Here is a 23,511-nt window from a genome sequence, read left to right on the forward strand (position 1 = left end):
CACCCGAGAGGCACCGCCATGGGCATCCAGACCTCGCTCGACGCGATCCACGAGGCCGACCGCCTGGTCGACTCGATGCGCCTCGCCGACGACCTCGCGCTCGACGCCGCGCGCACCGGCGGGGCCCGGACGATCCGCGTGCTGCGCGGTGCCCTCGGCAGCGACGACCAGCTCGTCGCCATCGCGGCGACGAACGCCCTCGCGCAGGTCTTCGACGAGCAGGCCGACGTCGTGCTGAGCGACCTGCTGTCGAGCGACCGCACTTTCCTCCGTGAGCACGCCGCCTCGGCGCTCAGCCAGCGGCTGCCCCGCTACGACACCGTCGGTCGGCTGATCGGGCTCGTCGTCGCCGGAGGCTTCACCGGCATGGTCGCCCAGCGCACGCTCGAGCAGTGGTCGTCGGCCGCCCCCGCCGTGGTCGGGGTCGCCCTCGAGGGTGCCCTGATCGGCGTGCACGAGCCCGACGCCCGGTACCGCCTGGTCGAGACGCTGGGCCTCGTGCGGGCCCGGATCGCCTCGCGCCCGCTGCTCACGATCGCCCGCGACCGGGGCGAGGACGAGCACGTCCGCGTCGCCGCCGTCTCGGCCCTCGGCCAGCGTCGCGGCGACCAGGCCGTCGCCGCCGTCGTGCACGAGCTCGCCCGCCATGACGGCTACCTCGGCGACGTCGCGCGCCTCTCGGCGATCGACCTCTCGGCCCCCGACGAGGTGCCCGACGGTGACCGCGTGCGCGACCGCGGACTCGACGACGGACCCGACGGCGACCACCCGGCCGGGCGCGACGGCCTCACGATCGCTCAGCTCTTCCTGCACGCCGACATCGACGCCGGCCTCACCCACGCCGGCAGCGGCGACAACGGAGGCATCGCGACACTCCTCGTCCGGCTCGGCGACGCGCTCGCCGCGGGCGGCGTGCTCCCTGCAGGAGGCGCGGCGCACGTCCTCGACGACCCCCGCGTCGCCCGCGTCGTCACCCTGTCGCGCGGGTCGGCGGACGCGGCGGTCGCGAGCGTCCACGACCTGGCGACCCGCGCCTCCGGACACGTCTACGGGCGCGTGCCGCTGCTCAGCGACCCCGTCTCGTCGGCGACCGCGTGGCCGCTGCGCGTCGCGGCCCGGCGCGGCATCCGGCGGGTGCTGCGCGCCGCGGGCGGCGTCGACCTGCTGCACCTGCGGATGGCCGACGTGGGCAGCCTCGCGGCGGCCGACGTCGCCCGCGAGCTCGACATCCCCGTCGTGTTCACGGTCGCCCCCGACCCGCACGCCGTCATCCAGTCGCTCGACCTGTCGGGTGCGCTGACCCGCGAGACGTTCGGCGACGTCGACGAGGTCGAGCACTTCTGGTTCCGCACGCGGCTCGTGCAGCAGCTCGCCTCGAACGCGTCGCACACCGTGCTGTTCCCCCGGCCCGAGCTCGAACGCGACATGCGCGAGCTGGTCGGCATCGACGTCACCTCGCACCCCGAGCGCCACACGATCGTGCCCGAGGGCATAGACCTCGACGTGGTCGACCGCTCGGTCGCCGAGGCCGCCGAGCACGCCGCGGGCCTGCCCGCGACCCCGCCGCTCGCCGAGCTGCGCGCCCTGCTCGAGACCCTGCCGCCCGAGCGCCGCGGCCTGCCGCTGCTGGTCAGCGTCGGACGCCTGCACCGGGTCAAGGGCATGGCGACGATCGTCGAGGCGTGGGCCGCCGACGGGGCCGGTGCCGACGGGGCCGGTGCCGACGCGGCCGGTGCCGACGGGGTGTCGCTGCGCGACCGCGCGAACCTGCTGCTGATCGGCGGCGACCTCGAGCACCCGAGCGCCGACGAGCGCGAGCAGCTCGACCTGATCGACGCGATCGTCCCCGCGGACCGGCACCGCGCCTCCGGACTGCTGCTGCCCGGCCACCGGCCGAACGACACGGTCGCCCGCTGGGTCGCCGCGGCCCGCTTCGGGCTGCCCGGGCTCGCGGCGCCGTGCGGCGTCTACGTCTGCGGCAGCCTGAAAGAGGAGTTCGGCATCGCCCTGCTCGAGGCGATGGGCTCGGGCCTGCTCGTCGTCGCGCCGCAGGGCGGCGGACCCTCGACCTACGTCCGCCAGGGCGACACCGGCTGGCTCACCCGCACGTGGGACGTCGACGCCCTGCGCCAGGCGATGGGCGAGGCGCTCACCGCGGCCTCGATCGAGACCACGGAGGCGCGCGCGGCCCGGTCACGCGACACCGTCGAGCGGTCCTTCACGATCCAGGCCATGGCGCGGTCGCTGTCGGGCGTCTACGACACGGTGCACCACGACGAACTCGAACAGCGCGAGTGGAGCGTGAGCGCACGATGACCCTGCTCGTCATCAGCCCGGACTACGCGTCGCACCTGCTGCCGCTCGCGACCCTGGCCACCGAGTGGCGCGACCGGGGCGAGCGCGTCGTCGTCGCGACCGGCCCGGCGACCGCCGCCATCGTCGAGTCGTTCGGCTTCGAGCGCGTGCACCTGCAGCTCGGGCGCGGCTCGAACCCCGGGGTGATCCGCGCCGAGGAGCAGGTGGCCGAAGAGGACGCCTCGCTGCGCGGCTTCTTCGACGCCACCCGGCTCGGCATGGTCGAGACGCTCTCGTACCAGGCGCGCGAACGTCTCACCGACCTGATGTGGCAGCCGGTCGCGACGGCCCGGGCCGTGCTCGACGTGGTCGCTGCCGTGCAGCCCGACCAGATCGTCGTGGACCACCTCGCGTTCAGCGCCCGGCTCGCGCTCGTGGCCGGCGGCGTGCCGTTCGCCGACGTCGTGCTCGGGCACCCGACCGCGCTGCCCGTGGGCGACGAGGTCTACGGGTGCCCGCCCGAGTGGCCCGCGGCGTTCGGCGGTGCCGGTGCTGCACGGCCCGTCGGCGATGCAGGACGCACCACCGATGTGGTGTCGAACCACCCACATGCGTGGTTCGACAGCACATCGGTGGTGCGACCCGGGTCCGGGTCCGGGTCCGAGTCCGCGCCCGAGGGCATCGCGGGGCTGCGTGAGCTGTGCGAGCGGGTCGACGCCTCGTTCACCGCCGAGTGGAACGCCGCACTGGCCGAGCTCGCTCCGCACCTGCCGCCGTCGACGAGCGCGTTCGGCGAGCACGGCGACCTGCTGCTCTACAACTACCCGGGAGAGCTCGCCGACCCCGCGCGCGAGGCCCTGCTGCCGCCGCACGTCTGGCTCGGCTCGGCCGTGCGGGCCGAACCCGTGGACGCCGAGGTCGCCGCCTGGCTGGCCGCCGGCGCCGCGCCGGACCCCGTGCCGGACGCCGTGCCGGACGCCGAAGCCGACCCCGCGGTCGACCCTGCGTCCTCCGCCGCCCTCGCATCCGCGGTCGACCAGGCCGCACCCGCACCCGCACCTGCCGCCGCCCTCGCGACCGCCGGCGACCAGGCCGCACCCGCACCCGCACCGGCCGCCGCCCCGTTCGTCTACGTCAGCTTCGGCAGCTTCCTGTCGGTGAGGTCGGACGTGCTCGGGCGCGTGGCCGAGGCCCTGCGGCGCGTCGGGGTGCGGGCCGCGATCGCGCTCGGCTCGGGCGACCGGGCCGACCTCGGCGAGGTGCCGGCCGACTGGCTGGTGCGGGAGTTCCTGCCGCAGGTGACCCTGCTCGACGCGGCGACCGCGGCCGTCACGCACGGCGGCAACAACAGCGTGACCGAGGCGATGACCGCGGGCGTGCCCGTCGTCGTCCTACCGTTCTCGACCGACCAGTTCGCCGGAGCCGCGGCCCTCGAGCGCACCGGGGTGGGCGTCGCGCTCGCCCCGAACACGGCGACCGTCGACGAACTGGCGGAGGCGCTGCGGCACGTGCTCGACCTGCCGACGCGCGACCCCGGTGCGGCCGGGCGCCTGGCCGGTCTGGCGGCGTCCCTGCGCGAGACGCCCGGACGGGCACGAGCCCACGCGGCACTCACCGGGCGCGACTGACCGACCTGGCCCGCGCCTCCTGGTCCCCCCGCCTGCCGAGATGTCACGACGTGCCGCTCACCTTCGAAGGTGAGCGGCGCGTCGTGACATCTCGACGGTCCGTCCGAGGCCCGGACGGCAGGAGGCGCGGGTCGGCCTACATCGTCCGGGTGTTCAGGATGCCGCCGTCGACGTCGAGCAGGGCCCCGTGCACGAAGGTCGCCTCGTCCGACGCCAGGTAGCGCACCGCGTACGCGATGTCGACGGGACGCACGGGTCGACCGGCCGGAGTGGCCGCGGTCAGGGCGTCGAGGATCGCCGCCGACTCGGCGTTGCCCGGCGTCGACGTCGCACCGGGCGCGACGCTGTTGACGCGCACGCCGCGGGGGCCGAACTCGGCCGCCCAGGTGCGGGTCATCTGCTCGATCGCGGCCTTCGACGCGGTGTACATGGCGCCGAACGGCACCCCGACCCGGGTCATCCACGAGCCGATGTTGACGATCGAGCCCGATCCGCGTTCGGCCATCGCCGGAGCGAGGGAGCCGACGAGCACGTGCGGCGCGCGGACGTTCGTCGCCAGGATCGCGTCGAGGTCGGCGTCGTCGAGGGCGTCGGTCGGCATCGTCGGGTAGACGCCGGCGTTGTTGACCAGGATGTCGACACGGCCGCCGAGGACCTCGGTCGCCGTGGCGGCGAAGGTGCGGAGATCGGCGTACGGGCCGGCGAGGTCGGCGGGCACGGCGTGGGCCGAGCCACCTCGGGCGGTGATCGCGTCGACCACGCGCCGCGCCCGGGCGGCGTCTCGGCCGCTGACGACGACGGTGGCACCGGAGGCGGCGAGCACGTGGGCGATCGCCTCGCCGATGCCGCTGGTCGAGCCGGTCACGACGGCGGTGCGACCGGCCAGGCGGTCGTCGGTGGGAAGGGAGTCGAGGACTTCTTGATTGGACTGCATGGTCCATTGCTAGCACAGACTGGACCGTCGAGTCCACTTTTTCTGGACCAGAGGGTCCAGTCGGGCTAGGCTCTCCTCGTGGACGACACGAAGATCACCGAGCGCGGACGGCTCACCCGCCAGCGGATCATCGACGAGACCGGCCGGCAGATCCTCGCCGCGGGCATCGGCGGGACGACGCTCGACACCGTGCGGGCCGCGACGCTGACCAGCAAGAGCCAGCTGTTCCACTACTTCCCCGGGGGCAAGACCGAGCTGATCCACGAGGTCGCCCAGTGGGAGGGGCGGCAGCTGCTCGAGGCGCAGGAGCCCGAGATCCACGACCTCGGCACCTGGGAGTCGTGGGAGCGCTGGCGCGCCGCCCTGGTCGAGTACTACATCAGCCTCGGTCGCTGGGCCTGCCCGATCGGCACGCTCGCGGCCCAGGTCGCCGCCACCGACGCCGAGGTCGAGCGCACCGTCAAGGAGAGCTGGGACGCCTGGCGCGAGCAGCTGGCCACGGGCATCCGGCGCCTGCAGGCCGCGGGGTCGGTCGACGCCTCGGCCGATCCGGTGCGCGTGGCGACGGCGATCATCGCCGCGATCCAGGGCGGGTTGCTGCTCAGCCAGTCCGAGCGGGCAGGGTGGCCGCTCGAGGCCGCACTCGACCATGCGCTCGGCCCGTTGCACACGGTCCGCCGCGACTGACGCGGGGCGTCCCCGGAGGCCCCCCGCGCCTCCTGCCGCCCTGCTCTCCCCCTCGCCCTGGCGAGATGTCACGACGTGCCGCTCACGTTCGAAGGTGAGCGGCAAGTCGTGACATCTCGACCGGCAGGGTGGCCCGGCCTAGCCGCCGAAGACGACCGCGCGCATCGCGTCGGCGCCGACCGACGCGTCGCGGTACCGCTGCATCAGCGCGGCGTTGGCGTCGTACTGCGGCCCCTCGCGCACCTCGGCCTGGTGGTGCAGGGCGAAGACCATGCCCTCGTGTCGGCGCGGGGCCTCGCCGAGCAGGGTGGTGTGGGCGAGGTACCAGGCGGCGTCCTCGAAGCCCCAGCCCCGGAAGCGTTCGTCCTGCCCGCCGTGACTGCGCCACGAGGAGGCGCGGGTCACGTAGACCCCCGAGCAGGCCCCGCGGACGAGCTCGAAGTCGCACCGCTCGAGGGGGGTGCCCGCGGCCGCCTGCGCGGTGCCGTCGCGTCCCAGCCAGTGGTACTCGGTGTAAGGGAGGTGCACCCGGCCGCTCGTGCGCGCCGCCTCGATCGCCGCGAGCAGGGGCTCGCGTTGCGGCAGGGTGTCGGCGTCGCCGATCACGGCGACCTCGTCGTCGGCCAGGCCGGCCACGCCGAGGTTGCGGCACTGCGCGAGGTTGAACACCGGGTCGGGGGAGTCGATCGTGCGGATCTCGGCCTCGGGCAGGGCCTCGGCGTACCAGTCGCGCACGACCTCGAACGCCGCCACGCGACTGGGTTGCGGACGCCAGGGGAGCACGACGGTGACCATCCCGCGAGCCTACTGGCCTGCCGAGATGTCACGACTCGCCGCTCACGCCCGAAGGTGAGCGGCATGTCGTGACATCTCGCACGGAAGGGCCCGGCAGCAGGGCCCGGGCAGCAGGGCCGATCAGACCTCAGGAGGCGCGGGTCGCGTCCGCCGCACCCGGCAGCGTCAGCTCGAGTGCGTGGCCGCGCACGTGCGCCAGGGCACGCTCGACGGCGCCCGTGGTCACGACCGCGTCGCCCAGTGTCGAGGCGACGACCTCGGGCGCGGCCCGGTGCGTGAACCGGCTGAGCCACGGGGTCGTCCGCTCGAGCAGCAGGCCGATCGAGGGTGCCACGGCCCCGGCGACGACGATGCGGTCGACGTCGAGCATGCCGCTGAGCACGGCGCAGACGCGTCCGAACCGTTCGGCCATGCGCTCGACCAGGCGCAGGGCGGCCGGGTCGCCCGCGTCGGCGGCGGCGAGCACGGCCGCCGCGTCGAGCCGATCGAGCGGCACCGCCCACAACGGAGACGACTCGGGCACCGTGCCGAGTGCCCGGGCGGCCCGGGCCCAGTCCCGCAGCACGGCGCCGATCCCGTCCGCCGAACCGACGCCGTCGACCAGGTCGAGGAGGCGCATCTCGCCCGCGGCACCGCGGTTGCCCCGCACGAGGGCTCCGTCGAGCACGAACCCGGCGCCGAAGCGCTCGCCGGCCAGCAGGGTCACGAACGAGGGCCCCGCCCCACCGTCGCCGCGCACGCCGGCACCGCGCACGCCGGCGCCGGCGCCAGCGTCGCTTGCATCGCCAGCGTCGCTTGCATCGCCAGCGTCGCCAGCCGCACTCGCGGCACCAGCGCGCCGCACGCCGCCGACCTCGCGCGCCGCGGCCTCGGCGACCGCCGCGAGGTTCGCGTCGTTCTCGACGACGACGGCCCAGCCGCGCGGGGCGAACAGGCCGACGTAGTCCGGGTTCATCAGCTCCCAGAAGTCGGCGCCGGCCTCGACCGGTGACCGGCCCTCGGCGTCGGTGGGGGCCGGGACGCCGACGGTCACGGCGAGCACGTCGTCGTCGGCGAGCGAGGCCGAGGCGAGGGTGTCGTCGACCAGGGCCGACACGATGCGTCGGCGGTCGTCGGCCGAGCCGCAGGGGTCGATGCGGCGGACGGCCCGCGCGAGCACGTCGCCCCGCAGGTCGGCCACGACGGCGGTGAGCTGGTGCTGGCCGGCGTCGACTCCGACGACGTGCCCGGCGGAACGGGCCAGGGCGTAGCGCCGCGCGGGGCGGCCCTTGCGGTACTCGCCGGTCGAGCGGGCGTCGGCGAGCGAGACCATCCAGCCGTGGTCGATGAGGTCGTCGCAGACCCCGAGCACAGTGGACCGGGTCAGTCCGGTGAGGGCGATCAGGTCGCTCGCCGTGACGGCGTCGACGGACCACGCGTGCCGCAGCACCTCGGCCGCGTTCATGCGGCGCAGCAGGCTCGGCGACGACACCCCGGTGCTCAGCGCCACCCGCGCCTCCTCGTGCTGTGGCCGGTGTCTCGCGACACGGCGGATCTTTTCGACGACGACCCATGGTGCCACGACCCGAATTGATCTAGGGTCTAAATCTACACACCAGATCAACTCGGTCCCGACGCTGTCGTCGGGGTCGCGACCCGGGAGACGACGACGTGCCCACACCCCCACTGCCCTCCGGTGCCGGCCTCAGCCGACGCACCCTCCTCGGCGGGATCGGTGCCGCCGGGGCGGCGCTCCTCCTCGCCGGCTGCGCTCCGTCCGGCTCGGGCCGCGGGCGCACCGAGATCACCTTCTACGCGACCAAGCCCGAGGCGATCCCGTACTTCTCCGACCTGGTCTCGCGGTTCAACGAGTCCCAGTCGGCGGTCCGGGTGATCCACGACTCGACCTCGGGCATCTCGGCCGGCTTCGTCCGGGGCAACCCGCCCGACGTCGCGGCCTTCACGTACAACCTCGAGATGGCCCGCTTCATGGAGCGCGGGGCGCTGAGCGACCTGGGCGACCTGCCCGAGGCGGGCACGATCCGCCCCGAGGTGCAGAGCCTCGTCGACCAGTACGCGACCTACCCCGGCCGGACGAGCGTGCTGCCGTACTCGATCACGGCGGCGTCGGTGATCTACAACCAGCAGATCTTCGCCGACCTCGGGGTCGAGGTGCCGACCACGTGGGACGAGTTCCTGGCCGCGTGCGACACCTTCACGGCGGCCGGCGTCACGCCGATCTACAGCACCTTCCGCGAACCGTGGACCGTCGCGCAGGGCCTGTTCGACTACACGACCGGCGGCTCGCTCGACGTCGCGGCCTTCTACGAGAAGATGAACGCCGAGGGCACGAGCGTCGGCCAGGGCGGCTCGGTCTCGTTCGAGAAGGACTTCCGCGAACCCGTCGAGCGCATGGTGCAGCTCGGCCGGCTGTCGAACGACAACCGCAACAGCCGCGGCTACGGCGACGGAAACCTCGCCATGGCCCAGGGCGAGGCGGCGATGCTCATGCAGGGGCCGTGGGCACTCGGTGAGATCACGAAGGCGAACCCCGAGGCGAAGGTCGGCACGTTCCCCCTGCCGATGACCGACGACCCGGCCGACCGCAAGGTGCGGGTCAACCTCGACCTGGCCCTGTGGGTGCCCGAGCAGTCGCGCAAGCAGGACGCCGCCCGCGAGTTCCTGACCTATCTCATGCAGCCCGAGATCCAGGACGCCTACAACCGGGACTTCCTGGCGTTCGGCACCACGAGGTCGGCCCCCGCCGTGACCGACGAGCGCATCGTCGGCATGCAGAGCTACTACGACGACGCGCGGTTCTACCAGGGGGCCTCCAAGGCGATCCCGCTGACGATCCCCGCCGAGAACTACGTGCAGGGCATCGTCACGGGCGCCAGCGTCGAGGGCACTCTCCGCACCATGGACGCCGACTGGCGCCGTCTGGCGCTCCGCGCATGAGCGCGATCGACGGCGCGGGCCGCGCCACGGCACGCACCACGGGCCGCACCGCGGGCTCCGCCACCCCGACCACCGCCCGAGTCGAAGGAGACCCGATGGCCACCACCACCCCCACGGCCGCGCGAGGCGCCCGCGCCTCGCTGAGCGGCAGCACGGCCGGCAACCCCCGGCGTCGCGGCAAGCGCGTCGACCCGGTCTTCTACTTCTTCCTCGTGCCGACGCTCGTCCTGTTCTCGCTGGCGATCACGCTGCCGGCCGTGATGGGAGTCTTCTACAGCTTCACGAACTCGATCGGCTTCGGCGAGTTCGACATGGTCGGCATCACGAACTACCTCGCGATGGCGACCGACCCGGCGATCCTCGGCTCGTACGGCTTCACGATGGGATTCGCGCTGGTCACGGTGATCGCCGTCAACGTCGTCGCGCTGCTGCTGGCGATCGGCCTCACCTCGCAGATCAAGGCGAAGACGGCGCTGCGGGCCGTGTTCGTGATCCCGATGGTCATCTCGGGCATCATCATCGCGTTCGTCTTCCAGTTCCTCTTCTCGAACTCGTTGCCCGCCCTCGGCGCCTCGCTCGGCATCCCGGGGCTGCAGGACAGCATCCTCGCGAACGCCGACACCGCCTGGATCGGCATCGTCGTCGTGACCGCGTGGCAGGCGATCCCGAGCACGTTGCTGATCTACATCGCGGGCCTGCTCGCCATCCCCGGCGAGGTCTACGAGGCGAGCAGCCTCGACGGCGCCTCGGGCTGGAAGCAGCTGCGGTCGATCACGCTGCCGCTCATCGCGGGCTACGTCCTGATCAACACGATCATCGGCTTCAAGAACTTCCTGAACTCGTACGACATCATCGTCGGCCTGACGAACGGCGGCCCCGGCACGTCGACCCGCAGCATCGCGATGACGATCTTCACGGGCTTCACCGGTGGCGACTACGCCTACCAGATGGCCAACGCGACCATCTTCTTCGTGATCGCCGTCGCGATCGCGCTCGTCCAACTCCGGATCACCCGCGGAAAGGCGGCCGTCTGATGGCGAACACCGCACTCGTCACCCCGGCCGCTTCGCCGGCCCCCACCCCGGGAGGCGCGGGTCGCGACGCCGACGCCGTCACCCGTCGTCGACGCGGTCGCGTCGGTCGGGAACGTCCGAACCGTCTCGTCACCGCGCTGCTCGTGCTCGGCACGATCACCGTGCTGATCCCGATCTACGTCACCATCACGATGTCGCTCAAGACGACGGCGCAGGCCGTCGACGGCAACGCGTTCAGCCTGCCGGCACCGATCGACTTCTCGAACTTCGCGACCGCCTGGCAGCTGACCGACTTCCCGCGGGCGTTCGGCATCTCGACCCTGGTCACGGCGGCGACCGTCGTCGGCACGGTGGTGCTCGCGTCGATGGCGTCGTACGCGATCTCGCGCAACTGGGACCGCAAGCTGTTCCGCTTCTCGTTCTTCTACCTGCTCGCCGCGATGTTCCTGCCGTTCCCGGTGGTCGCGCTGTCGCAGATCAAGCTGACCGGCATCGTCGGCCTCGACAACCCCGCCGGCGTCGCCTTGCTGCACGTCATGTTCCAGCTGTCGTTCTCGATCCTGCTGTTCACGGCGTTCCTGCGGTCGTTGCCCGAAGAGCTGGAAGAGAGCGCGCGGCTCGACGGCGCCACCACGTGGCAGGTCTTCTGGCGCCTGGTCTTCCCGCTGCTCGCTCCGATGAGCGCCACGGTCGGCATCTTCGCCTTCCTGGCCTCGTGGAACGACTTCGCGATGCCGTCGCTGATCACGGCCGACCCGTCGCTGCAGACCCTGCCGGTGTTGCAACAGATCTTCCAGACGCAGTTCAGCAACAACTACAACGTCGCCTTCGCCTCGTACCTCATGGCGATGGCCCCCGCGATCGTCGTCTACCTCTTCACCCAGCGCTGGGTGATGGCGGGCGTGACGCAGGGCGCGATCAAGTAGGCGTCCGTCGGGGGCGCGACCCGCGCCTCCTGACCTTCCGGACAACCCACCACCACCGAGAGGACCCCGCTCCACGATGACCGACACGCTCCGCACCGCACCCTCGACCGAGCTGCTGACCGACGACCCGACCTGGTGGCGCCAGGCGGCGGTCTACCAGATCTACCCCCGCAGCTTCGCCGACTCGAACGGCGACGGCATCGGCGACCTGCCCGGCATCACGGCGGCGGTGCCCTACCTGCAGCAGTTGGGCGTCGACGCGGTCTGGCTGAGTCCGTTCTATCCGTCGGCCCTCGCCGACGGCGGCTACGACGTCGACGACTACCGCGACGTCGACCCCAAGATCGGCACGCTGGCGCAGTTCGACGAGATGATCGACGCGCTGCACACCGCCGGCATCCGCGTGATCGCCGACCTCGTGCCGAACCACTCGTCCGACCGGCACGTCTGGTTCCGGGAGGCGCTGGCCGCCCCCGCGGGATCGCCCGCCCGGGCGCGCTACATCTTCCGCGACGGTCTCGGCGAGTCCGGCGAGCTGCCGCCCTCGGACTGGACGTCGATCTTCGGCGGCCCGGCCTGGACCCGCGTCGCCGACGGCCAGTGGTACCTGCACTCGTTCGCCAGCGAGCAGCCCGACTGGGACTGGGACAACCCGGAGGTGCGCGAGGACTTCCTGACCACGCTGCGGTTCTGGTCGGACCGCGGCGTCGACGGGTTCCGCGTCGACGTGGCCCACGGGCTGGCGAAGAGCCTGCCCGAGGTGCTGCCGTCCAGGGCCGAGCTCGACGCGCTGCCGAAGGCCGACGGCGACCACCCGCTGTGGGACCGCGACGAGGTGCACGAGATCTACGCCACGTGGCGCGAGGTGTTCGACGAGTACGACCCGCCGCGCATCGCCGTGGCCGAGGCCTGGGTCGAGCCGTCGCGTCGTGCCCGCTATGCCAGCGCCGAGGGGCTGGGCCAGGCGTTCAACTTCGACCTGCTCGAGGCCGACTTCGACGCCACGCAGTTCCACGACATCATCACCTACAACCTCGACGCGGCCGACGCCTCGGGGTCGTCGACGACGTGGGTGTTCTCGAACCACGACGTCGTCCGCCACGCGACCCGTTACGGCCTGCCCGCCCTCGACGGTCGTGACGTCAAGCAGGGCGCCGAGTGGCTGCTCTCGGGCGGCACCTCGCCCGAGGTCGACGTCGAGACCGGCCTGCGTCGGGCCCGTGCGGCGTCGCTGTTCATGCTCGGGCTGCCCGGGTCGGCCTACGTCTACCAGGGTGAGGAGCTCGGGCTGCCCGAGGTCGCCGACATCCCCGCCGACGAGCGCCAGGACCCGTCGTTCTTCCGCAACCCCGGCGTCGACATCGGCCGCGACGGCTGCCGCGTGCCGCTGCCGTGGACCCGGTCGGGCTCGTCGTTCGGCTTCGGCCCGGGCGACGCCCACCTGCCGCAGCCGAGCTGGTTTGGCGAGTACTCGGTCGAGGCCGAGGAAGCCGACGCGACGTCGACGCTCGCGCTCTACCGTGCGGCCCTCGCCGCGCGGCGCGACCTGCAGACCGACGAGACGCTGGAGTGGCTGCCCGTCGACGGTCGCGACGACGTGCTGCACTTCGTCCGTCCCGGCGGATGGCACGTGGTGTGCGTGTTCGGCACCGAGCCCGTCGACCTGGCCGCGCTCGGGCTGGGCTCGGGCGAGGTGCTGGTCGCGAGCGGGCCGCTGACTGACGCCGGGCAGCTGCCGGGCGAGACGGCGGCCTGGGTGCGCGGCTGAGGTCGGCCGTTCCCGGGGGTGGGCTGACGCCGGTCTGGTTGCGCGGCTGGGGTCGGTCGTCCCCGGGGCGGTGCCCCGCGCCTCCTGGATGCTGAGCGGGCGTGTTCGTGGTCGGCGGGCGTCTTCGGACGCCCGCCCGCCGCGGACCCGCCCGCTTCTGCGTGCGGGTCCGCCGCCGGCCGGGAGGTTCGGTGCCGGTCAGGCGGGGACGTCGTCGCCGGCCGTGGACCGGCGCTGTTCGACCTCGGCCTCGAGCTTCGCCAGGCGGGCGAGACGTTCGTAGTGCTCGGCCTCGCGGTCGAGGTCGGCGAGCTGCTGCTCGGTGCTACGGACGCGGTGGTCGAGCGTGCGGGCCGCGGCCTCGTGGTACCGGCTCTGGTCGCGCGGGCCGATCTGCTCGACGCGTCGGCCGTACTCGCGGCCGGCGGCGAACCAGACGATGCTGCCGATCAACGGCAGGAAAAGCACGATCATGATCCACAGGCCCTTGGGCAGGTGTCGCACGTCGCCTTCGGGGCGCGTGACGATGTCGACGAGCGCCCCCACGATGAGCAGCAGGGGCAGGGCAGCCAGCACGAAGGTCACGGCCCGAGGGTAGGGGGTGCCGCCCGCCGGACGGAACCCCCGCGAGGTGGGGTGACCGGGGGCCGCCCGTCCGTCGTTCCGGGTGTGGCGGGCCCGTCGGGTGGGCGGTGGCGTCATCGGCATCACGGCGAGCGACCCCGGTCAGGAGGCGCGGTGCCGGTCGACCTCGAAGGGTACAGCTCCTGAAAGTTCGCCTCCACCCCTGGTCAGCGGGCGGCTCCGATCGTAAGGTGGGTCGGTCCGCCCGAACGAGGAGAACCGTGAGTCGATGCGCCGTCCGTCCCAGGAAGCGCTCATGACCGACCCCTCGAACACCCCCGAGCCCGCGATGCCGGCCGAGCAGACGCCCCGGGCCGACCTGCCGCTGACGCGCCGCGAGGCCCGCGCGCTCGAGCGCGCTGTTGCCGCGGCCGCCGCCGGCGCATCCGCGAGTGGCTCCGCCGCTGATGCTGCTCCCGCCGCCTCCGCACCTTCGTCCGCCGCGCCTCCCGCCGACCCCGCGATGAACCCGGTTTCGAACGATGCACCCACGAGCAACAGGGTTCATGGTTCGGAAGTGGGTGCACCGGCGCCCGTGGGTGTCGCGGCTGACCCCGCGACGGCTGAGCCCGCGACGGCTGACCCCGCGACGGCCGACCCCGTGGCGGCTGAGCCCGCGACGCGCGTCGCTCGTCGTTCGCGGCCCTCGGTGCCGGCTCTCGTGCGTCGGACCCGCGACGGCGGTCGCCCGAGCCAGAGCCCGCGGGGCACGTCCGGCCGGTCGCGGCTGCGCGCCGTCTCGTCGCGCGTCCGCGCGGCGACCTTGCCCGTGCTCGGTGTCTGCGCCGTCATGCTCTTCTTCACCTCGAACCTCACCCCGGCCTCGGCCAGCGACCTGGGCGGGTCGAACATCCCGACCGCCGGTGCCGCTCCGATGCCGACCCAGACCCTCGCGGCGTCGCTCGTCGTGTTGACCGTGTCCGACCGCGACGCCTTCGGGGTGACCGACGCACCGCCGCCGCCTCCGCCGCCCGAGCCCGAGCCCGTCGTCACCTCGAAGAACGTCGCGGGGTCGACGAACTCGAACCGCGCCTCCTCGGGGGCCGGCACCATCGTCAATTCGGGCACCGGCGACATCCGCTGGCCGTTCCCGGGTTCGGTCGTCCTCAGCTCGGGCTTCGGACCGCGCTCGGCACCGTGCGCCGCGTGCTCGAGCATGCACATGGGCCTCGACATGACGCCCGGCGGCGGGACCCCGATCGGCGCCGCGGCGGCGGGTGTGGTGCGGACCTCGGGCATGCACGGCCAGTTCGGTCAGTACGCCGTGATCGACCACGTGATCGACGGCCAGCGGGTCAGCACCCTCTACGCGCACATGCAGATCGGGTCGAGCCCGCTCGTGGCCGGTCAGACGGTCCAGGTGGGCGAGCTGGTCGGCAAGGTCGGCCGCAGTGGAGTCGCAACCGGCGAGCACCTGCACTTCGAGGTGCTGCTGGGCGGCTCCACCCAGGTCGACCCCAAGGCCTGGCTCGACGCGAACGCCGGTCGCACCCTCTAGCCCTCAGCGCCGGACCGCGCCGGACCGACCGGACTGGACAGAACCGCACGGGACGGCACTGCGTCGCCGCCCGTCTGCACCGCCGCCACGTGGTGCCGGTGCCGGCACCGGTGCAGGCGCGTGCGCCGTCGGCGGGCCAGTTCGTCGACACCGGTCGGCCGTGACGGCCCGGCCGGCACGAACTCGCCCGCCTTCACGTGCGTCAGCACCCGCCGGCCGCCACCCGTCACCCGCCGCTCGGGCCTCGGGCCGTACGACGCGCCTCGCGCCAGGCCCGCACCTCGGCGGGCCAGTTCGTCGACACCGGTCGGCCGTGACGGCCCGGCCGACACGAACTCGCCCGCCTTGGCGTGCGACAGCACCCGCCGGCCGCAACCCGCAACCCGCCGCTCGGGCCTCAGGCCGTGCGACGCGCCTCGCGCCAGGCCCGCACCTCGGCGGTCAGCTCGGCCTTGCGGCCCGCGTCGGCGAACGACGCCTCGACCGAGTTCGTCGCCAGCAGGGCCAGCGCGTCGTCGTCCAGCCCGAGCACGTCGCGCAGCGCCTGGTAGTTGTCGCCCACGTAGCCGCCGAAGTAGGCGGGGTCGTCGCTGTTGACCGTGACGAGCAGCCCGGCCTCGAGCATGCGCGGCAACGGGTGCTCGGCCAGGTCGGACACGACCGCGAGCCGCAGGTTCGACAAGGGGCAGACCGTGAGCGGCACCCGGTCGGCGACCAGTCGTGCGACGAGGGCGTCGTCCTCGAGGCTGCGCACGCCGTGGTCGACGCGTTCGACGTGCAGCAGGTCGAGGGCGTCGGTGACGTACGACGGCGGCCCCTCTTCGCCGGCGTGGGCGACGACGTGCAGCCCGAGCGCGCGGGCGCGGTCGAAGACGCGGGCGAACGCGGCCGGCGGGAACCCCACCTCGGACGAGTCGAGCCCCACCCCGATCAGATCGGAGGCGCGGTGCGCGACGGACTCGAGCGTCGCGGCCGCGTCACCCACCGGCAGGTGTCGCAGGAAGCAGAGGATGAGCCCGCCCGTGATGCCGAACCGCTCACGAGCCTCGCCGAGCGCCTGGGTCAGCCCGTCGATCACCTCGTCGACGTCGACGTCGCGCGAGGTGTGCGCCTGGGGGTCGAAGAACATCTCGACGTGACGCAGCCCCTGGGCGTGGGCGCGTTCGAGGTAGGCCCACGCGAGGTCGCGGAAGTCCTGGGCGGTCTGCAGCACGGCCGTGCACGCGTAGTACAGGTCGAGGAACTCCTGCAGCGAGCCGAACGAGTACGCGGCACGCAGCTCGTCGACCGAGGCGAAGGGCAGGTCGACGTCGTTGCGGTCGGCGAGGGCGAAGACGAGCTCGGGTTCGAGCGTTCCCTCGACGTGCAGGTGCAGCTCGGCCGTCGGCGGGGTCGCGAGCACGGTGGCCGAGAGGGGCGGACCCGAGAGAGGCGAGCCCGAGAGGTCGCTGCTCGTCAGTGTCGTGCCCCGGAGGGGCGTGCCGGGCGCGGGGGCCGCGGTCGTCGGGGAGGTGTCGATCGCCGTCATCGGGCCACCGTAGCGGCAGCGTGCCTCCCGACGAAGCTCCGTGCACGATCGTTCACCGTCCCGTCACCCGGCGAGAGCCTGGGGACGAGACGACGAGGCTCCGGGACGAGACCAGGAGGCGCGGGCCGGCTCCTCGAGGACGCCACCCGCGCCTCCTGCTCGGTCGCCGAGGAGGCGCGGTGCGCGACGACCGCGCCCCGCGCCTCCTGCAGGTCGCTACGCCGTGAGCACGACGGCGAGCGTCTCGGGCTGGTCGTGCCCCGTCCACGTGCCGGTGAGCACCTCGACGCCGTGGTCGCCGGTGCGGCCACCGGTCGAGGCGAGGGCGCCGGCGTCGTGTCGGCCGAGCACGCGGGCGACGACGATGCGGACCGCCGCGCCGGTGACGACCGTGCGACCCTCGACCTGGTCGACGGTGAGGCGGTCGACGTCGGGCACGGGGGTGCCCGGGCTGCCGCTGCCGACGACGGTCGAGTTCGGCTCGCGGACCTGCCGCTCGCCGTCGACCTCGAACCAGGCCTCGGCCTGCGTGCCGCCGGTCAGCACGGCGGTCGCGAGGGCCGCGGCCCAGACCGGGTCGGCCGTGCCGTCGTAGACCCAGCGCGTGCCGAGCACCGAGTGCTCCGTCGTCCCGACGAGGTGCGCCTCCGCTCCGGCCAGGGGGGCGTCGCGGTAGGTGAGGGGCACCTGCAACTGCACGCCGTCGGCGGTGGCGACGATGATCGTCTCGACGCCGACCTCGCCCGCCGGGTCGTCGAAGCGGAAGGCCGCGACGCTGCGCAGGCCCTCGTCGTCGGCGCCCTCGGACCGGGGCGGGCCCTCGAACCACGGCTGGGTGGGCACCCAGGCGTCGAGCAGGTCGATCTTGGAGGGGCTCATGCCGGCCCGGTGCAGGTGTGCCATGCCGTCGATCGTAGGGCCGACCGCCGTCACCGCCGCCCGCCGCCCGCCGCCCACCGTCACCACCGCCGACCGCCGCCCACCCGCCGCCGCCCCGCGCACGGGCCCACGGCAGCAAGACGACACCTGTCGCCCACCGTCCAGCCCCCGGGCGTAGCCTGCGCCCATGAAGGCACTCCAGTACACCCAGGTCGGTCAGCACCCCGAAGTCGTCGAGATCGAGAAGCCGTCGCCCGGCCCCGGGCAGGTGCTGCTCAAGGTCACGGCCGCCGGCGTCTGCCACTCCGACGAGTACGTCATGAGCCTCAGCGAAGAGGACTACACGGCACAGGGCTATCCGCTGCCGCTCACGCTCGGTCACGAGGGGGCGGGCGTCGTGGCCGAGCTCGGCGAGGGCGTCGAGCACCTGCAGGTCGGTGACGCCGTCGCCGTCTACGGTCCGTGGGGCTGTGGCCGCTGCCACCAGTGCGCCCAGGGCAAGGAGAACTACTGCGTCAACGCCGCCGCCGAGGGCATCAAGCCTCCCGGGCTCGGCGCCCCCGGGTCGATGGCCGAGTACATGATCGTCGACGACCCCCGCCACCTCGTGCCGCTCGGCGACCTCGACCCGGTCGCGAACGTGTCGCTCACCGACGCCGGTCTCACGCCGTACCACGCGATCAAGACCTCGCTGCCGAAGCTCGGCGCCGGCACCTACGCCGTCGTCATCGGCACCGGAGGCCTCGGGCACGTCGGCATCCAGATCCTGCGGGCGCTCTCGGGTGCGCAGATCATCGCGCTCGACGTCACCGACGAGAAGCTCGAGCTGGCGAAGCACGTCGGTGCGCACCACACGGTGATCAGCGACGAGCACGCCGCCGACGCGATCCGCGAGATCACCGGAGGCCTCGGCGTCCAGGCCGTCTTCGACTTCGTCGGGGCGAAGCCGACCATGGCCACGGCGGTCGCGGTCGCCGCGGCGGACGCCGACGTGACCATCGTCGGCATCGGTGGCGGCACCGTCGAGCTCGGCTTCGGCACGATCGGCTACGACGTCGCCGTGCGCATCCCCTACTGGGGCAGCCGCAGCGAACTGATCGAGGTCCTCGACCTCGCCCGTGCCGGTCAGGTCGAGGTCGCGACGCAGCGCTACTCGCTCGACGACGGCCCGAAGGCCTACGAGGCGCTCGCCGCGGGCACCGTTCGCGGCCGCGCCGTCATCGTCCCGTAGCCGAACCACCCCAGGAGGCGCGGTGTCGGACTTCCGGCACCGCGCCTCCTGCGGTCCCCGGTACACGCACCCCGTCGACCCGACGTCCCGGTGGAGGGGTCAAACTGGCAATCGACCTGCCCTTTCGACGCATCCCCCCGCGGAGGCGAGAGGGGTGAGATAGTTGACACAAGCAGACATCCCGGTGGCTCCACCGGCCCTGCATGCAGATACCGTCCCCTGCCTGTGCCGCCTCTCGCGGCATCTCAAGTGCCTCCTCCCGACGGTCGTCCCCCTGCGTGCATGCCGAGGTCGACGGCCCTCGCGCTCAGGAGCCGGGACACCAGCCGACGACCCACGGGTCGCCCGGAAGGACCGCGTCATGAAGACCATCGTCAAGGGCACCATCGCCACCGCCGCCGGCGTCACCCTCCTCCTCGGAGGCGCGGGCACGTTCGCGCTCTGGAACACCAGCGCCGAGACGGCCGGCGGCACCATCGTCTCGGGTGGGCTCGAGGTCGAACCGAGCGCCCGGGCCGCGACCTGGACCGTCAACGGAGGCGCCCCGCAGGAATCGATCGCCGGCTACCCGATCGTGCCGGGCGACGTGGTCGTCTACTCGCGCGACATGACCGTCACCGCCCACGGCGACGGCCTGAACGCCAGCTTCAGCCTCGACCCCTCGTCGATCGAGCCCAGCTCGAGCTCGGCGTCGGACATCGCGCTCGCCGACTACCTCTCGTCGACCGCGCAGCTCACCGCCACGGGTGACGGCATCACGACGACCCCCACCGCCGTGACGGTCACCGGTCGGGACGGCCTCGAGGAGGACGTCACCGTCGCGGTCACGATCGAGTTCCCGAAGAGCTCGACCGTCGGTTTCGAGAACGCCACCCAGCTCGGTTCGGTCGACCTCGGGGCCGTCGCCGTGACCCTCACCCAGATCTAGTGGGTGCCCGCGGCACGTGGCTCGTCGTGGGGGTCGTCGCGACCGTCGTGGTGGCCGTCGTGTCGCTCGGCGAGGTCGGCGGTTCGTCCGCCCGGCTGAGCGACTCGGCGAGCACGTCGGACGGACCGGTCGTCGTGACGTCGGGGTCGGCGTCGCTGACGCTCGGTGCGCTCGCCCTGCCGACCGACCCGCTCTACCCCGGCCTCACCCTGAGCGGTCCCGTCACCGCGACGAACACCGGCACGGTCGCCCTCACGCTCGGCGTGGCCGCGGCGACGGTGACGAGCGCCCGGGCCGACACCCGGTCCGTGCCCGCCCTCGTGCTCGGGCTCGGCACGGCGTCCTCGGCGACCGACTGTCGCGCGGGAGGTGCCGACCCCGTCTGGTCGGGCACCGCGTCGGACCCGACCCCGGCCGTGGCGGCGCCGACGAGCGTCGTCCTCACCGCGGGGGAGTCCCGCACGCTCTGCGTCTCCGTCGCGATGAGGGACGACGGCCGGAGCACCTCGCAGGGCCTCGGCGACCTCGGCCTCACCCTGCGACTCACCGGAACGCAGGTCTGATCGTGCCCACCGAAGCCACACCCCGCCGCCGGTCGCGTCGCCTCCCCCTGTGGGGCGCCGTCGTCACCGTCGCGGCACTCCTGACGGCGGTCGCCGTGCCGGCCGAGGCCACGTGGACGGCCCCCGTGCAGACCGCTTCGGCGACGACTTCGACGGGACGCCTGGCCGTCGCGCTGACCGGCGTGGACACGCTGGCGGCGACGTACTCGTCGTCCGCCCTCTCGCACACGGCCACCGTCACCGTCGCGAACACCGGCACGGTGCCCGCACCGTGGAGTCTCGGGCTCACCGCCGCGAGCGGCTCGGGCCTCGACTCGACGACCCGTGTCGCCGTCTGGCCTGCGACCTCGGGTCGCTGCGGCACCCGACCCGGCGGCGCCTCGTCGGGGACGTGGGCGACGATCGACGCGCCCTCCGGCACCCTGCCGGCCGGCGCCTCCTCGTCCTGGTGCGTCCAGACGTCGATCACCCAGGCCGACCGGTTCGACGCGGCGGGTGGGTCGGCGACGATCACGGCCGCGCTCACGGCCCGGCTCGGTGCGTGGAGCAGCGCCGCCACGGCGACGTCCGTGCAGACCGTCGCCGACACCCTCACGCCCGGGGCTCCCACCAAGACCTCCGAGACGGACACGAGCATCTCGCTGACGTGGGCCGCACCGGCGGACTCGTCCGCGGTGTCGCGCTACGGCATCTACCGCGAGGGCGTGCTCGTCGGCACCGTGCCCTCGTCGACGCGCAACTTCACCGACACCGGGCTCGGGGTCTATCGGTACTACGCCTACGAGATCCGCGCGCTCGACGCGTCGAACCCCGCCCGCGTCTCCCTGGCGTCCCCCGCGGTGCAGCACTCCACCAGCTGGCTCGACAACAGCTCGCTCTACGTCGTCAGGGACCTGGCGTCGGACCGATGCGTCACGGTCGGGGGCTCGACCAGCGGCTCGCCTCTCTGGTCGAGCGGCTGCCGGGGCACCACGACGCAGCTGTGGCAGTTCGTCGCCGACGGGCAGTACCTCAAGATCACGTCACCCGTGGTTCCCGGGCTCTACTGGGACAGCGCGAGCGACCACCGCTCCGTACTGCGCAGCGACAACGCGATCAGCGCCCAGCGGTGGAGTGCCGTGCCGGTCGTCCCCGGGTCGGGTCATTTCCAGTTCCGCGACCGCAACTCGATGTGCCTGACCAGCACGGGGTCGGGCGTCACGACGCAGATGCAGGTGTCGGCGTGCACGACGTCCGAGGCGCAGCTGTTCACGCTGGGGGCGTCGTCGTGACGCACGCTGCCCCGCCGTCGGGGTCGCGGGCGTCGTCGGGGCCGCGCTCGCCGGCGCGGGCGTCGCTGCGGTCACGATCGGGATCGCCGTCGCGTGCGCGAGGCGGGACGGATCGGCAGGGACGGGGCCTCGGGTCGATGCTCGCGCAGGCCGTCGCGGTGGTCGTGCTGATCGCCGTCGTCGCCGTCGGGCTGCTCGCGGTCATCGTGCCGCGGTTGGTGGGCGGTGTGCCCCTGACGATCCTGACCGGCTCGATGGAGCCCGGGTTGCCGCCCGGCACGCTCGTCGTGGTGCGTCCGGTCGACCCGGCCGACATCCGGGTCGGCGACGTCGTCACGTACCAGATCCGCTCGGGGGTGCCCGGGGTCATCTCGCACCGTGTGGTGGGCATCACGGTCGGCGCCGAGGGGCGCACCTTCACGCTGAAGGGTGACGCCAACGCCGAGCCCGACCGCGACCCCGTGGTCGAGGGGCAGGTCATGGGCGAGGTCTGGTACTCGGTGCCGTGGCTGGGACGCCTCAACACGGGTGTCTCGGCGGGAGCCCGCGCGTGGCTCGTGCCGGCGGTGGGAGTCGGCCTGCTCGGCTACGCGGCATTCCTCACCGGTCGCGGCCTGCTCCGCCGTCGCCGTGGTCGAGCCGGCGGGCCGACGGCGCCGTAGGCCCGTGCGGGCTACGGCCGCCCTCGACGCGTGATCGGGGATGCCGTCGGGGACGCGGCCTTCGGGTCGGTGGCCCTCGTGGCCCCGGTGCGACACCTGCAGGAGGCGCTGCTCGCGATACCGGGCACCTCGCGATCCCTGGTCCCCGCGTCGTTCCCGTCCGGAAGACGGTCGTTCATCGGGACACCTGCTTGGGCCCGTTTTATCCGACTGGCATCAAGTGGCGCCTGGCCTGCGGATTCGCGTATGCCTGTCCCGCAAAAATGCCCGGTGACGGGGGGATGAACGCTACAGTCGTCGGATGCTCATCGGATACGCCCGCGTCTCGACGTCAGGACAAGATCTCGCAGCACAACGTGACGGTCTTGCAGCGCTTGGTGTTGACGATCAACACGTCCATGTTGACCACGGCTTGTCGGGCACTACTCGAGCCCGGCCGGGCCTGCGCGAGGCCCTCGCTGCGTGCCGTGCCGGCGACGTCCTGGTGGTGACGAAGCTCGACCGTCTTGCCCGCTCGCTGCGTGACGCGACCGACATCTCCGACGAGCTCACGAAGAAGGGCGTCGCCCTGAACCTCGGGGGAGCGGTCTACGACCCCACCGACCCAGTGGGCCGCCTGCTATTCAACGTCCTCGGAATGGTGGCTGAGTTCGAGGCCGACCTGATCCGTGCCCGCACGCGGGAGGGGATGGCGATCGCCAAGGCCGCTGGCAAGCTTCGCGGTCGCAAGCCCAAGCTCACCCCCTCACAGGAGAAGCACCTCGTGCAGCTGCACCGCACCGGCGCCCACACAACCAGCGAGATCGCCGAACTCTTCGGTGTTGCGCGTTCGACGGTCTACCGCGCAATCCAGCGAGCGGCGCCCTGATCCATCGATTCGTGGACGAGGCTCGGCGGATCAGGGGAACGTTCGGAACACGCACTCGGTCGAGCACCGCTCTGACCGGTCAGGGCACGCGGCTAGGCCGTGTTCGGCACGAGCGAGGCGTGACCGGAGCCGGTCGAGCCGGGCCTGCTTCTTCTCGATCTGACGCACCTGCTCGGCCAAGAGCGGCCGTAAGGCTTCGCGAACATCGGTGCAGGACGTCGACTCCATGGCGCTGAGGTGCGCGCCGATCTGATCAAGAGGCAACCCGAGTTCCTTGCTGGCTTCAATCAGGTCGAGGCGGCTGAGCAGGTCCGGGCTGTAGTCGCGGTACCCGTTGTGGGCCCTGGCCGGGGTCAAGAGCCCGATGGACTCGTAGTACCGGAGCGCCGTGGCGGAGACACCGCTGCGTTTACTGACTTCGGAGATTCGCACACCGCGACCCTAGAGCCGCCGGT

General features: G+C 73.0%; 21 protein-coding genes. 14 read left to right on the plus strand and 7 right to left on the minus strand.

From position 1 onward, the window contains the following. Window positions 1-18: 18 nt before the first annotated feature. Window positions 19-2,316, plus strand: a complete 2,298-nt coding sequence (locus ASG28_RS13965; protein ID WP_055976283.1) for a glycosyltransferase — start codon at window positions 19-21, stop codon at window positions 2,314-2,316. Beyond that, complete coding sequence (locus ASG28_RS13970) at window positions 2,313-3,923, plus strand: glycosyltransferase (protein WP_055977706.1); 1,611 nt, start codon at window positions 2,313-2,315, stop codon at window positions 3,921-3,923. Before ASG28_RS13965 ends, ASG28_RS13970 begins: the two co-directional genes overlap by 4 nt. 136 nt (window positions 3,924-4,059) lie before the next feature. On the opposite strand, the gene ASG28_RS13975 is transcribed toward ASG28_RS13970, so the two are convergent. Beyond that, entirely contained in the window at window positions 4,060-4,857 is a 798-nt protein-coding gene (locus ASG28_RS13975; protein WP_055976285.1) for an SDR family NAD(P)-dependent oxidoreductase, read from the minus strand. A gap of 78 nt (window positions 4,858-4,935) precedes the next feature. On the opposite strand from ASG28_RS13975, the gene ASG28_RS13980 reads away from it, so the two are divergent. Continuing rightward, window positions 4,936-5,544 (plus strand): TetR/AcrR family transcriptional regulator, encoded by a 609-nt coding sequence (locus tag ASG28_RS13980; RefSeq protein WP_055976288.1) that lies wholly within the window; start codon window positions 4,936-4,938, stop codon window positions 5,542-5,544. 138 nt (window positions 5,545-5,682) lie between these two features. On the opposite strand, the gene ASG28_RS13985 is transcribed toward ASG28_RS13980, so the two are convergent. Further along, complete coding sequence (locus tag ASG28_RS13985; RefSeq protein ID WP_055976292.1) at window positions 5,683-6,339, minus strand: hypothetical protein; 657 nt, start codon at window positions 6,337-6,339, stop codon at window positions 5,683-5,685. Between the two features lie 127 nt (window positions 6,340-6,466). Continuing rightward, entirely contained in the window at window positions 6,467-7,828 is a 1,362-nt protein-coding gene (locus ASG28_RS13990; protein WP_055976294.1) for an ROK family protein, read from the minus strand. 161 nt (window positions 7,829-7,989) lie between these two features. Here ASG28_RS13990 and ASG28_RS13995 point away from each other — a divergent pair, with 161 nt between their 5' ends. The 4 genes from ASG28_RS13995 to ASG28_RS14010 all read left to right on the plus strand — a co-directional run bounded on the left by ASG28_RS13995 (window position 7,990) and on the right by ASG28_RS14010 (window position 13,004). After that, window positions 7,990-9,276 carry an ABC transporter substrate-binding protein gene (locus ASG28_RS13995; RefSeq protein WP_200925347.1) on the plus strand — a complete coding sequence of 429 codons (1,287 nt, stop codon included), beginning with the start codon at window positions 7,990-7,992 and terminating at the stop codon, window positions 9,274-9,276. Window positions 9,277-9,371: 95 nt separating this feature from the next. After that, on the plus strand, window positions 9,372-10,310 hold the full coding sequence (locus ASG28_RS14000; RefSeq protein ID WP_055977712.1) for a carbohydrate ABC transporter permease: 939 nt from the start codon (window positions 9,372-9,374) through the stop codon (window positions 10,308-10,310). Further along, entirely contained in the window at window positions 10,310-11,236 is a 927-nt protein-coding gene (locus tag ASG28_RS14005) for a carbohydrate ABC transporter permease (protein WP_054145132.1), read from the plus strand. The genes ASG28_RS14000 and ASG28_RS14005 overlap by 1 nt, the downstream gene beginning before the upstream one ends. Window positions 11,237-11,312: 76 nt before the next feature. Next, window positions 11,313-13,004, plus strand: coding sequence for a glycoside hydrolase family 13 protein (locus ASG28_RS14010; protein ID WP_055976297.1), 1,692 nt, complete (start codon window positions 11,313-11,315; stop codon window positions 13,002-13,004). Between the two features lie 198 nt (window positions 13,005-13,202). Here the strand turns inward: ASG28_RS14010 and ASG28_RS14015 are convergent, their stop codons facing one another. Beyond that, window positions 13,203-13,589 (minus strand): PLD nuclease N-terminal domain-containing protein, encoded by a 387-nt coding sequence (locus tag ASG28_RS14015; protein ID WP_043596920.1) that lies wholly within the window; start codon window positions 13,587-13,589, stop codon window positions 13,203-13,205. A 295-nt stretch (window positions 13,590-13,884) separates the two neighbouring features. Here ASG28_RS14015 and ASG28_RS14020 point away from each other — a divergent pair, with 295 nt between their 5' ends. Continuing rightward, window positions 13,885-15,126 carry a M23 family metallopeptidase gene (locus ASG28_RS14020; protein ID WP_157485832.1) on the plus strand — a complete coding sequence of 414 codons (1,242 nt, stop codon included), beginning with the start codon at window positions 13,885-13,887 and terminating at the stop codon, window positions 15,124-15,126. Window positions 15,127-15,523: 397 nt separating this feature from the next. Here ASG28_RS14020 and ASG28_RS14030 read toward each other — a convergent pair whose 3' ends face one another. Together ASG28_RS14030 and ASG28_RS14035 are read right to left on the minus strand one after the other, a co-directional pair. Beyond that, entirely contained in the window at window positions 15,524-16,654 is a 1,131-nt protein-coding gene (locus tag ASG28_RS14030; protein ID WP_082454849.1) for an adenosine deaminase, read from the minus strand. Between the two features lie 216 nt (window positions 16,655-16,870). Beyond that, window positions 16,871-17,557, minus strand: a complete 687-nt coding sequence (locus ASG28_RS14035) for a CG0192-related protein (protein WP_055976307.1) — start codon at window positions 17,555-17,557, stop codon at window positions 16,871-16,873. Between the two features lie 163 nt (window positions 17,558-17,720). On the opposite strand from ASG28_RS14035, the gene ASG28_RS14040 reads away from it, so the two are divergent. From ASG28_RS14040 to ASG28_RS14070, 6 genes are all read left to right on the plus strand, one after another. Further along, window positions 17,721-18,764 (plus strand): NAD(P)-dependent alcohol dehydrogenase, encoded by a 1,044-nt coding sequence (locus tag ASG28_RS14040; RefSeq protein ID WP_055976310.1) that lies wholly within the window; start codon window positions 17,721-17,723, stop codon window positions 18,762-18,764. A gap of 361 nt (window positions 18,765-19,125) precedes the next feature. After that, window positions 19,126-19,692 carry an alternate-type signal peptide domain-containing protein gene (locus ASG28_RS14045; protein WP_055976313.1) on the plus strand — a complete coding sequence of 189 codons (567 nt, stop codon included), beginning with the start codon at window positions 19,126-19,128 and terminating at the stop codon, window positions 19,690-19,692. Further along, window positions 19,692-20,255, plus strand: a complete 564-nt coding sequence (locus tag ASG28_RS14050) for a hypothetical protein (RefSeq protein WP_055976316.1) — start codon at window positions 19,692-19,694, stop codon at window positions 20,253-20,255. Before ASG28_RS14045 ends, ASG28_RS14050 begins: the two co-directional genes overlap by 1 nt. 2 nt (window positions 20,256-20,257) lie before the next feature. Next, window positions 20,258-21,526 (plus strand): RICIN domain-containing protein, encoded by a 1,269-nt coding sequence (locus tag ASG28_RS16675; protein WP_055976319.1) that lies wholly within the window; start codon window positions 20,258-20,260, stop codon window positions 21,524-21,526. Window positions 21,527-21,663: 137 nt separating this feature from the next. Then, complete coding sequence (locus tag ASG28_RS16680) at window positions 21,664-22,188, plus strand: signal peptidase I (protein ID WP_056051210.1); 525 nt, start codon at window positions 21,664-21,666, stop codon at window positions 22,186-22,188. A 301-nt stretch (window positions 22,189-22,489) separates the two neighbouring features. Continuing rightward, on the plus strand, window positions 22,490-23,056 hold the full coding sequence (locus ASG28_RS14070; RefSeq protein WP_055976327.1) for a recombinase family protein: 567 nt from the start codon (window positions 22,490-22,492) through the stop codon (window positions 23,054-23,056). Between the two features lie 30 nt (window positions 23,057-23,086). Here ASG28_RS14070 and ASG28_RS14075 read toward each other — a convergent pair whose 3' ends face one another. Further along, the gene (locus tag ASG28_RS14075) at window positions 23,087-23,488 is read right to left on the minus strand and encodes a MerR family transcriptional regulator (RefSeq protein ID WP_055976329.1); all 402 of its coding nucleotides are present in this window, start codon (window positions 23,486-23,488) and stop codon (window positions 23,087-23,089) included. Between the last annotated feature and the right edge of the window lie 23 nt (window positions 23,489-23,511).

Origin of the sequence: Frigoribacterium sp. Leaf415 (genome assembly GCF_001424645.1) — a bacterium.
In the GTDB taxonomy this organism is placed as follows: Bacteria; Actinomycetota; Actinomycetes; order Actinomycetales; family Microbacteriaceae; genus Frigoribacterium.